This window comes from Sphingomonas sp. CROZ-RG-20F-R02-07 (assembly GCF_022662335.1).
Classification (GTDB): domain Bacteria; phylum Pseudomonadota; class Alphaproteobacteria; order Sphingomonadales; family Sphingomonadaceae; genus Sphingomonas.
The window spans coordinates 783,359-794,314 of the sequence record NZ_JAKNQJ010000001.1 but is presented as its reverse complement, the minus strand read 5'-3'; the positions used below and the strand labels follow the sequence as shown (position 1 = coordinate 794,314).

General features: G+C 70.8%; 9 protein-coding genes. 3 read left to right on the top strand and 6 right to left on the bottom strand.

Going from position 1 to position 10,956, the window contains the following annotated elements; translation table 11 throughout:
• A partial coding sequence (locus L8H00_RS03910) for a FecR family protein (protein WP_242095897.1) occupies positions 1–1,001 on the bottom strand: 1,001 nt, incomplete at its 3' end.
• Positions 1,002–1,170: 169 nt separating this feature from the next.
• On the opposite strand from L8H00_RS03910, the gene L8H00_RS03905 reads away from it, so the two are divergent.
• Genes L8H00_RS03905 through L8H00_RS03895 form a run of 3 tightly spaced genes read left to right on the top strand, consistent with a single transcriptional unit; the run spans position 1,171 to position 6,388 of the window.
• Entirely contained in the window at positions 1,171–2,820 is a 1,650-nt protein-coding gene (locus L8H00_RS03905) for a ShlB/FhaC/HecB family hemolysin secretion/activation protein (protein WP_242095896.1), read from the top strand.
• 29 nt (positions 2,821–2,849) lie between these two features.
• Positions 2,850–5,123, top strand: a complete 2,274-nt coding sequence (locus tag L8H00_RS03900; RefSeq protein ID WP_242095895.1) for an EAL domain-containing protein — start codon at positions 2,850–2,852, stop codon at positions 5,121–5,123.
• 56 nt (positions 5,124–5,179) lie between these two features.
• The gene (locus tag L8H00_RS03895; RefSeq protein ID WP_242095894.1) at positions 5,180–6,388 is read left to right on the top strand and encodes a S1 family peptidase; all 1,209 of its coding nucleotides are present in this window, start codon (positions 5,180–5,182) and stop codon (positions 6,386–6,388) included.
• Here the strand turns inward: L8H00_RS03895 and L8H00_RS03890 are convergent.
• From L8H00_RS03890 to L8H00_RS03870, 5 genes are all read right to left on the bottom strand, one after another.
• A complete protein-coding gene (locus tag L8H00_RS03890) occupies positions 6,380–7,393 on the bottom strand; it encodes a hypothetical protein (protein WP_242095893.1) in 1,014 nt (337 codons plus the stop codon). The genes L8H00_RS03895 and L8H00_RS03890 overlap by 9 nt on opposite strands.
• A gap of 64 nt (positions 7,394–7,457) precedes the next feature.
• Entirely contained in the window at positions 7,458–8,357 is a 900-nt protein-coding gene (locus L8H00_RS03885) for an SDR family NAD(P)-dependent oxidoreductase (protein WP_242095892.1), read from the bottom strand.
• A 102-nt stretch (positions 8,358–8,459) separates the two neighbouring features.
• The gene (locus L8H00_RS03880; RefSeq protein ID WP_242095891.1) at positions 8,460–8,855 is read right to left on the bottom strand and encodes a hypothetical protein; all 396 of its coding nucleotides are present in this window, start codon (positions 8,853–8,855) and stop codon (positions 8,460–8,462) included.
• Positions 8,856–8,962: 107 nt separating this feature from the next.
• Entirely contained in the window at positions 8,963–9,655 is a 693-nt protein-coding gene (gene phoB / locus L8H00_RS03875; RefSeq protein ID WP_242095890.1) for a phosphate regulon transcriptional regulator PhoB, read from the bottom strand.
• A gap of 45 nt (positions 9,656–9,700) precedes the next feature.
• Complete coding sequence (locus tag L8H00_RS03870) at positions 9,701–10,897, bottom strand: ATP-binding protein (protein WP_242095889.1); 1,197 nt, start codon at positions 10,895–10,897, stop codon at positions 9,701–9,703.
• Positions 10,898–10,956 lie beyond the last annotated feature (59 nt).

The window sequence follows — 10,956 nt, the reverse complement described above, 5'->3', positions numbered from 1 at the left end:
TGCGCCACGGCCTGCTCGGTCGCGGCGGCCTGGGCTGCGGCATCGGCGGCGCGCTGGTTGGCGAGCGCGGTCGCGCGTTCGATAGCGAGTTCGTGGGTCATCGCGTTGTTCACCGCGACGACGGCTTCGGCGTTGCTCGCATGCGCGACGGCCAGCGTCGCCTGCGGCGTCGCCGAGCCGGCGATCCCGACATTGGCGGCCGCACCGGGCAGGACCGTCGACGCGGGGACCACGGCCGGTACGACCACCGCATCGTCGCTCACCAGCCCGCCGGTGAGGCGGGCGAGCGAGACCGTGGGTTCGGCGACGGGCGCGGCGATCGCGGGCGTCGCGGCCGCGGGCGCCGGAGCAGGGCGCGACCGCGTGGTGGGCGCCGCCGGCGTGGCGGGGCCCTTGTCGTCCTTGCTGCGGACGAAATGATCGACGCCGCCCATCGTCACGCGCAGCGCGGTCAGCCGGCTGGCGTCCACCGCGATGGTGCCACCGGGCCGCAGCAGTTCGTGTGCGCCGCCATCCGGCGTGGCCACATCGACCGCGCCTTCGAGCACCTTCACCCGCGCGCCGCCCTCGCCGACGCTGACGCTGAAGGTGGTTCCCTTCACGACGGCGGCGAGATACGGCGTCTGCACCGCGAAATGCGGCGTCGCCATCTTGCGGATCATGAACACGACGTCGCCCGCGTCCTGAACCATCTGGGCGATCGCGCCCTTCTGCTCGACCGCGGGCAGGCGAACCTGCGAGGCGGGCGCGACGAGCACATATTCCTGGCCACGGGCGATCACCGCGCGGCCATTGGGCCCCGTGCGCACGATGTCGCCGGGGCCTACCGTGCCGCTGCGCATCGCCACGCGCGAGACGCCGGCATGCAGGATCGTCACCGGGCCCGCGGCCTCGCTGATCGTCCAGGCTGGCGTGCCCGCCGAGGCGGCGGCCGGCACCAGAAGCGCGGTGGTCGCCAGCCAGCGGCGATAGGTCGTGGTCGCGAATCGGCGACGTTGCATAGTGATCCCCTGCGACCCTGGTTCGGGCCGATGGACGCGATTTTACCCGCAGGTCCTTCCCCGATCGTTTCGCCGAACGGTGAACGGGGAATTAAAAGAAGAAACCCTTTATCAAGACCTTGGCGCCTAGTCCTCCGGCCGAAGGGGACGGTTGGACATGAGATCGGGAGTGGCGGACTGGATCGGAGCGACGCTGGGATTCGCAGCGCTGACGATCGCGGCGGGCGCCGACGCGCAGGTGCTGCCGGATCGGCTCGATCCAGCGCTCATCACGCGCAGCCTGCCCGCGCCGCCGGCGCCGGAGCCGAAAGCGCCGACCGCGATCCAGCCGCCCGCCACCGGGGCAGCGCAGGTGAAGATCGCCGGCACGGTGCACGCGAGCAGCGTGGTGGTGGAGGGTGCGGACGATATCCCGCGGGTGGCGTTCGCCGCCGCAGTCGCGCCGTTCCGGATCGGCGCGCTGACGCCCGACGATCTGGTCCAGCTCGCCCGTGCGGTCGCCGATGTGGCGCGGGCGCGCGGCCTGGTGTTCGCCTCGGCGTCGATCCAGCCCCAGACGCTGTCCGGCGAGCGGCTGGTGGTGACGCTCGATCCCGGCAAGGTGGATGCGGTGCGCTCGCTCGGCGCCAGCAACGCCGCCGCCGACCGGATCCTCTCCCGGCTGGTGACCCATGCCGGCGTCACCCGCGCCGAGCTCGAACGGGCGATCCTGCTCGTCGGCGACATTCCCGGCGTGTCGGTGCGCAGCACGCGCTATATCCGCGAGAACGGCTTCGGGGTCCTGCTCGTCACCATCGCGGTCGATCGCGCCACCGCCTTCGTCCAGGCGGACAATCGCGGCACCCGCGAGATCGGCCCGTGGCGAACGACCGAACTGGGCAGCCTTCGCGGCGTGCTGCGTGCGGGCGACGAACTCGCCTTGATCGCGTCGCAGACGCCTGCCGATCCGGGCGAGTTCGAATTCGGCAGTGCGCGGTATGGGATGGGCGTCGGCCGATCGGGCGGCGTCCTGTCGCTCACCGGCTTCTACGGCGCGACTCATGCCGGCGGCGATCTGTCCTATCTCGATCTGACCGGGCGCAGCTATGGCGGCGCGATCGGCTACAGCGCCGTCCTGAAACGATCGCGGGCGGTGAGCCTGTGGCTCGACGGCGAAGTACGCACGATCGTCAACCAGCAGAGCCTGCACGGCGGCCTCTTCCGCGACGATCGCCTGACGGTCGCGACGGGCACGTTGCGCGCGTCTACCCCGTTCGCCGGTGGAACGCTGCGCCAGTCGGTGTCGGTCGCCGCGGGGCTGCCGGTGCTCGGCGCCACCAGGGAGGGCGATCCCTTCGCCTCGCGCGTCGATGGCGATGCGCGGTTCGTGACGGGCACGTTCCAGACGGACTGGACCGGCAGCGTGGCGGGACCGCTCGCGCTTCAGCTCGCAAGCGTCGCGCAATTGGCCTCGCGCCCGCTGCTCGCCTCGGCCGAGATCAGCCTCGGTGGCCCCGGGTTCGGTCGCGCCTATGATTATAGCGAGCGGACCGGCGACCAGGGCGTGCTCGGCTCGGCCGAGTTGCAGCTCGACCTGCATCGCACCTTCGCGGTGCTGCCGCGGCGCCTGTCGCTCTATGGCTTCGCCGACGGCGGCACCGTGAACAACCTCCGCGATGGGATCGGCGGGGGCAGCCTGTTCTCCACCGGGGGCGGGGTGCGGTTCGGCCATGGTCCGTTCGATGGGGGGATCGAGGTGGCAGTGCCGATCGACCATGTCCGGCTCGACACCGGTGATCGCCGTCCGCGCGTGTCGGCGCGGCTCGCCTTGCTGTTCTAAGCCGCATGGTCCGCCTGCCTTCACCGCGGATGACGCGGGCGCTCGTCGCCGCGCTCGCGCTGCTGCTCGGCCTGCTCGCGCTGGCGAGCGGCCTGGGCGCGACGATCGATCGCGTGCTCGATCCGGCGCGCTTCGCCGCCATGGCGCGGAGCGCCAGCGGGCGCGTCGTGGTCGTCGAGATGGATGCCGCGAGTGCCGCCGCGATCAAGCGCTGGCCCTGGTCGCGCGAACATTATGCGCGTGTGGTCGACCGGCTGCGCGCGGCGGGTGCGGCGTCGATCACGTTCGACGTCGATGTCTCCTCCCCTTCGACGGCCGATGGCGATCGCGCCTTCGCCGCGGCGCTGGCGCGCTCGGACGGGCTCGTGGCGCTGCCGACCTTCGCGCAGCAGGCGCGGATGGACGACCGGCGCAGCATCGATTCGCTGCCGATTCCCATCCTGCGCGATCACGTAACGCTCGCCTCGGTCAGCATCGCGCCCGATCCGGACGGCGTGGTGCGCGAGGCCCCGTTCGGCACGATGACCGACGGGCTGCCGCGGCCGTCGCTCTCCGCCAGCATCGCGCACCGTTCGGGCCGGGCGGACCATTTCTTCCCGATCGACTATGCGATCGATCCCGCGACGCTTGCCCGGCTCAGCTTCATCGCGGTGGAGCGGGGCGCGTTCGATCCGAAAGCGGTCGCCGGCCACGATATCCTGATCGGCGCGACCGCGATCGAGATGGGCGATCGTTATGCGACGCCGCATTGGAACGTCGTGCCCGGCGTGATCGTCCAGGCGCTCGCCGCCGAGACGCTGCTGCACGGCGTGCCCGTCTATGGCCATGGCACGCTCGTCGTGCTGTTCGCGTTCCTGCTGTCGCTGCTCGTGCTGCGCGCGAAGGGCGTGCCCGGCACCGCGGTCGCCAGCATCGTCGCGATGGGCACGCTGATCGGGGCGATCGGCTTCGCGCAGTTCCGGTTGCTCGCGATCTATCCGCTGGCGCCGGGGCTGGTCGTGCTCGGCGCGGCGATCGCCGGGCGGCTGGCGCTCCACGTCGCAGCGCGGTTCCAGCACGAACGGACGATCGACGAGGCGACCGGGCTGCCCAACCGCCGCGCGATGATCGATGCGTTCCGGGACACGGGCGCGGTGCGGATCGCGGTCGCGCAGATCGCCAACCGCGAGGCGCTCGTCGCCGTGCTGGGCGGCGATGCGGGCCGCGACCTGTCGCTGCGCATTGCCGAGCGGCTTCGGCTGGTGGCGGGCGGCGCGGTCTATCGGCTGGGCGATGCGCTCTTCGCCTTCGCAGTGCCGACCGACGAAGTTGAGGACGAGGTGTTCGCCGGGCTTCGCGCCACCCTGTTGCAGCCGATCGAGATCGCCGGCCGCCGCGTCGACGCGCAGGTGACGCTGGGCGTCGCGGACGGCACGGGGCAGGCGCTTCACCCGGCGCTGACCGCGGCGACGATGGCGGCCGAGACGGCGCTGCGGGAAGGCATTTTCTGGACGAGCGCGGGCGCCGATCTGGCCATGCTCGAACGGCAGATCTCGTTGATGGGCGAACTCGACGCCGCGCTGGAGGCGGGCGGGATCGAGGTCCATTACCAGCCCAAGCTGGCGCTGGCCGATGGCCGGATCGCGAGCGTCGAGGCGCTGGTGCGCTGGCGCCACCCGACACGCGGGTTCATCGGGCCCGATCTGTTCATTCCGATGGCCGAACAAACCGACCGGATCGAGCCGCTGACGCTCTACGTCATGCGCCGGGTGATGCACGATCTGGCCGCGTGGCAGCGGCTCGGCCATGATCTGACGGCGGCGGTGAACATCTCCGCCAAGCTGATCGCGGCCGAAGGCTTCAACACCGCCGTCGCTCAGCTTCTGGCCGAGCGGATCGTGGCCCCCGAGGCTCTGGTGTTCGAGGTGACTGAATCGGCGACGTTGGTCGATCCGTCGACCGCGGTGCGCGTGCTGGAGCGTTACCGGGCGATGGGGATCGCGATCTCGATGGACGATTACGGCACCGGTCAGTCGACGCTCACCTATCTGCGCCAATTGCCGCTCTCCGAGCTGAAGATCGACCGCAGCTTCGTCCAGCACGCGCACGCCAACCGCGCCGATGGCGTGCTGGTGCGCTCGACGATCGATCTGGCGCACGAGCTCGGGCTGAAGGTGGTGGCCGAGGGCGTCGAGGACGAGGCCTGCCTCGCGTTTCTGAAGACGATCGGCTGCGACATGGTCCAGGGCTATCTCGTCAGCCGCCCGCTGCCCGAGGCGGGGCTGCTCGCCCTTCTCGCCGAACGGCGGGCCGAGGCGGCCTGACGGCGGCGCGATCAGGGCTCTGGCGGGTTCGGTGCGCAGGCGCTAGCGCACCGCGCGTGACCGCTTTCGCCCGTGCCCTGCTGCTGCTGTCGGCGTTCGCGTCGCCGGCCGCCGCGCAGACTCCGCCGCATGTCCAGACCGATGCCGAAGCGCTGGCGCAGGATGCGGGCGAATATGCCCGGCATTACGGCGTCCCGCCCGACGAGGCCGCGCGGCGGCTGATGGCGCAGCGCGAGACGGTGGGCGTCACGGACGCGCTGGTGTCGGCCTATGGCGATCGGCTGGCCGGCATCGTGGTGGAGCACCGTCCCGCCTTCCGCATCGTCGTGCTGCTGACCGGAAGCGACCCCGTGGCGGATCGCAGCGTGACGGCGGGCGGGATCACGGTGCCAATCGTCTTCCATACCGGGGCCACCGCTACGCGCGGCGAGATCGTGTCGGCGATCATGCTGTGGCAGGCCGATATCCGCGCGATGCTGCCGCATCCGCCGGGCATGGGCGCCGATCCCCGTACCGGCGCTATGGTGGTGATGGTCAACGAGTCGGACGCGGGCGACGCCGCGGCGCAGGACGCGCTCGCCGCGCGGATCGGCACGATGACCGGCGTTCCCGTTCGCGTGGCAGTGTATGATCGGCCGGCGGTGGACATGGCGGTGGAGGGCGGCGGGCGCATCGTCGGGCCGGGCGCGTCGGATGGCCGCCATTATGTCTGCACCACGGGCTTCGCGGTCTCCGACGGCACGCGCGACGGCATCGTCACGGCGGCGCATTGCCCGGACCAGGTCGATTATGTCGATGGCGCCGGCACCGCTGTCCCCCTGGCGTTCGTCGGGCAATGGGGGTGGGGGTTCCAGGACGTCCAGGTGAACGCCGCGCCGATGCCGCTCGCGGCGGACTTCTATGCCGATACCGCCAAGACCGCGCTGCGCCCCGCCACCGCGGTGCGGATCCGCGCCAGCACCCGAGCGGGCGATTTCGTGTGTCATCGCGGCGAGCGCACCGGCTATAGCTGCGCGGAGATCGCGATGGTCGATTTCGCGCCCGCGGGCGATCTGTGCGGCGGCGCGTGCCTGCCCACCTGGGTCGCGGTGGAGGGCCCCACCTGTCGGGGCGGCGACAGCGGCGCGCCGGTGTTCGACGGCGGCACGGCGCTGGGGCTCGTCAAGGGCGGGACGTACCGCAGCGACGGCAGTTGCGTGTTCTATTACTACATGTCGCTCGATTATCTGCCCGCCGGCTGGTCGCTTCGGACCGCCTCACGCTGAGACGGGTGGCAGCCGGCGCGCGAGGCTGCCGAGCGACGCGACGACCGGGCGGCGTGCCACCTGCCAGAAGGCCGAGAGCGACAGCAGCGCCGATCCGAGGACGAGCGCGGTCAGGGCGGCACTGAGCCCCAGCGCGCCCACGGTGCTGAACAGCGCGTGCATCGCATAAAGGACATAGACGAGGCTGGAGACGAGCAGCGCCCGCCGGTCCACCGCGAGCGCCACATAGGCGAACAGCAGATAGAGCGCGATCACCACGAGCGCGGTGCCGATCGCGATCTCGCCGCCGAATACGCCGAGCAGGCGGAAGACGGGGTGCGCGATCATCGGTGCAGCGGCGAGGTGGAGCCAAAAAGCGACGTCGGCACGGCGCGTCCGCCGCAACGGATCGCTCATGTCCCACCACATCGCCACCGCGAACACGCCGAGACCGCCGACGAAGAGCAACGGCCACACCGCATCGGCCAGCCGCGGCACTGCGGCATAGCCGAGCGAGACGATCGCCCCCACCACCGCCACCGCCCCGGCCGCGACCGTGATCGGCACCATGAAACGCCGCCAATGCAGCCATGCCGCCAGTGCCGACGCCGCCGCGACCAGTGCCGCGGGCAGGCCGTTCGCCGCGTCGCCGTGGACGCTGCCGAGCAACAGCGCGAAGCCCGCCGCGGCGATGCCGCCGACGAAGGCGAGCAGCAGCACGATGCTGGGCAGCGCCATTCGCCGGCGCGCGGTGAAATATTCGGCCAGCGCCCAGGCGGCGGCGGCGACGAACACGCCGCCGAGCGGCGCCGCGATCCGGCCGCCCAGTTGCGCGAGCGCACCCAGCAGCAACAGGATCGCGATGGTGACGAAGATGTCGTTGAAGCCGGTGAGCAGCCGGAACTGCTCCTCGTCCGCCACCGGTGCGGCGGCGCGCGCGCCTATATGCGCGCGGAACGCGGCGGCGGCCTGCGCGTCGAGCGCGCCCGCCGCCACGGCTTCGTCGATATCGGCATCGCTGTACATGGTCGTGCGGTCTCCCCGGAGAGATCTTCGCACGCGTGTGTTACCATGGCAATACGGGTGAGGATCAGCCGCCCTGCAGCGCGCGGCCGATCAGCATCGACTGTTCGGCGCCCGATTGCGGCACGATTTCGCCCGCGCGATCGGCGATCGCGTCCCAATGTGCCGCCACGCCCTCGACGGACAGATCGTCGCCGTCGAGCAGCTTGCCCGGCGTCAGCGTGACGTACGACGTCTGGAACACGCCCGCGCCCGCGCCGAGGATCACGTTGGAAGGCGCGTCCTCCGAGACGAGGAACACCGCGCCCGGCGCCACCTTGTCGGGCGAGAACGCCTCGAACATGGCGGCGGGGAACAGCTCTTCGGTCATCCGCGTGCCCGCGGTCGGGGCGATGGTGTTGACCTTGATGTTGTTCTTGGCGCCCTCGATCGCGAGCGTTTTGGTGAGGCCCGCCAGCCCGAGCTTGGCAGCGCCGTAATTGGCCTGGCCGAAATTGCCGAACAGCCCGCTCGACGACGAGGTCATCAGGATGCGGCCGTAATTCTGCGCGCGCATCGTCTCCCACACCGCCTTGGCGGCATAGGCCGATCCGAGCAGATGGACGTTGACGACGAAGGCGAAATCCGCCGGCTCCATCTTGGCGAAGCTCTTGTCGCGCAGGACGCCGGCATTGTTGATGAGGATATGGACGCCGCCCCAGGCTTCCTTGGCCTTGGCGACCATCTCGGCCATCTGGTCGTATTCGGTGACGCTGCCGCCGTTCGCCATCGCGGTGCCACCGGCCGCCTCGATCTCGGCGACCACCTTCAGCGCGGCATCGGAATGGCCTGTGCCATCGCGCCCCACGCCCAGATCGTTGACCACCACGCGCGCGCCCCGCCGGGCGAGTTCGAGCGCATATTCGCGGCCGAGGCCGCCGCCTGCGCCGGTGACGATCGCAACCTTGCCGTCGAATCGAATGGACATGGAAAAGGCGCTCCCGCTGACTGGTGGAGCGCCTTTCCTAATGCGATCGCAAGGTCATGCAAGGCGGCTCGCCGGGAGCCGCCTTGCCGTAGCGTCAACGGCTTAGCGGCCGCCGCGCTGCATGCAATGGTCGTACTGACCCTTCTTGCAGATCGGGTATTTCGCCATCGGCGCCGGTGCCGGATAGGCCTCGGCAGGGGTGGGGGCCTGTTTGAAGGTCACGGGCGCGCCGGGCTGCATCGGGCCGGACATGCCGTTGCCCGTGGGCTGATAGCCGCCGGCGGGCGACGCGCCGTCGGCAGGGGCGGCCGGCATCGCGGCGCCCTGTGCCGGGGCAGGCGCGGTGGCCGGATCGCCCGCGGGCGGCGTCGGCTGCGCGGCAGGATCGGTCGGCGGCGTCGTCTGCTGCGTGGGCATTGCAGGGTCGCCCGCGGGGGTCGTCTGGGCCAGGGCAGGCGCCGCGATCAGCGCGGCGGCGGCGAGCAGAAGATGCTTCATGGAAATCTCCTAGGATTTGGACGCCTGAAACGAGCAGGCGTGAACCCCCAACGCGCGATCGCCCGGATGGCTCCTTCGTTTCGCAGCCGATTCCAATCGATCCGGCCCTATCCTTCCGAATCCAGCGCGTAACCGGCCGAACGGACGGTGCGAATCACGTCGGGCATCCCCGCCAGATTGATCGCCTTGCGCAGCCGCCGGATATGCACGTCGACGGTGCGCGACTCGATGTCGCTGTCATGCCCCCACACCGCATCGAGCAGCCGCTCGCGCGAGAACACCCAGCCGGGATGTTCGAGGAAATGCTTCAGCAGCCGGAATTCGGTCGGCCCCAGTGGCACCGCGGTTCCGCCACGGCGCACCTTGTGGCCGACGGTGTCCATTTCCAGATCGCCATAAGCGAGCGTCTCGCCCGCCAAGCCCGGCCGTACGCGGCGCAGCACCGCGCCGACGCGCGCGACCAGCTCGCGGGGCGAGAAGGGCTTGGTGACATAATCGTCCGCGCCGGTTTCGAGGCCGCGCACGCGGTCCTCTTCCTCGCCGCGTGCGGTGAGCATGATGATCGGCACGTTGGCGGTCTCGGGCGTGCGGCGCAGGCGGCGGCAGACCTCGATGCCGGACAGCCCCTCGACCATCCAGTCGAGCAGCACGATGTCGGGCGTGCGCTCGCGGGCGAGCAGCAGCGCCTCCTCGCCGTCCACCGTATGGGCGACCGCGAAGGCCTCGCGTTCGAAATGCCAGACGAGCAATTCGGCCAGCGCTGCATCGTCTTCCACCAGCAGCATGTTCGCGCGCGCCATTCCGATCCCTCCATGGAGCTTCGCTGGCGCTATGTGACGCACGTCTTACGGTTTCATGACAGCGACTGGCAGCGTAACGGTCACCGTCGTGCCGATCCCCGGCGTGCTGACGAGATCGAGCCGGCCGCGGTGCCGCTCCACGATGTGCTTGACGATCGCTAGGCCGAGGCCCGTACCGCCGATCGACCGGCTGCGGCCGGGATCGACGCGGTAGAAACGCTGGGTGAGCCGCGGCAGATGCTCGGCCGCGATCCCTTCGCCCTGGTCGGCGACGGCGATGCGGGCCTGACCGCCGGGCGCGGTATCCAGCGTGATCGTGACGGGGGTGGCGGCGCGCCCATATTTCATCGCGTTGCCGACCAGATTGTGGAGCATCTGGAGCAACTGCGCGCGGTCCCCGGTGATGGCGGGCACCTCGCCCACCGCGCAGGTCAGGTCGGCGGCGCGCGCGCTGCCCGAGGCCTTGATCTCGGTGCAGAGCTGCGCGACGAGCGCGGGCAGGTCGATCCGTTCGCTCGGCGGCCGGTATTTCTCCGCCTCGATGCGCGAAAGCGAGATCAGATCCTCGATCAGCCGCTGCATCCGCCGTGCCTCGTCGAACATGATCTTCAGGAAACGCGCGCGGACCGCGGGCACTTCGCCCGCCTCGTCGCCGAGCGTCTCGATATAGCCGAGGATCGAGGCGAGCGGCGTGCGCAGCTCGTGGCTGGCATTGGCGACGAAATCGACGCGCATCCGCTCGGCGGCGTCGTTCAGCGTCTGGTCGGTGAGCGTCACCACACGCCGGCCGCGCCCGGCATCGCCGATCCGCATTTCCCAACGCTGCTCCGCTGAGCCCAGGCCGATCAGGTCGACCGCGCTGCTCTCCACGGGATCGGTGCCGCCGAACCGGGCTGCCGCGGCGGGGTGGCGGATCGCGAGCCGCACGTCGTCGCCGACGATATGCCGGCCGAGCAGCGCGAGCGCGGCGCGGTTGGCGCTGGCGATGCGCCGCCCCTCCACCAGCAGCATCGGCTGGTCGATGCCTTCGAGCAGCGCGTCGAGTTCGGGCAGCGCGGTGCTCTGCGCGGGAATCGCCGGCAGCGCGGCTTCGGCGATCGCCGGCGCGCCGAGGGCCAGCGCCGCCACCCCGCCCACCAGCGCGACGAGAAACGCCGCAAGGCCGCCGACCGCGAGCACGAGCAACGCGGTGCCCCCGATGATGACGAGGGCGAGCGGGGGCAGGGCGAGTCCGGGGCGCATCGGCGAAGTCTAGCCAGCCGAACGCCGTCGGTCACCCACCCGCGTCATGATCCCGTAAC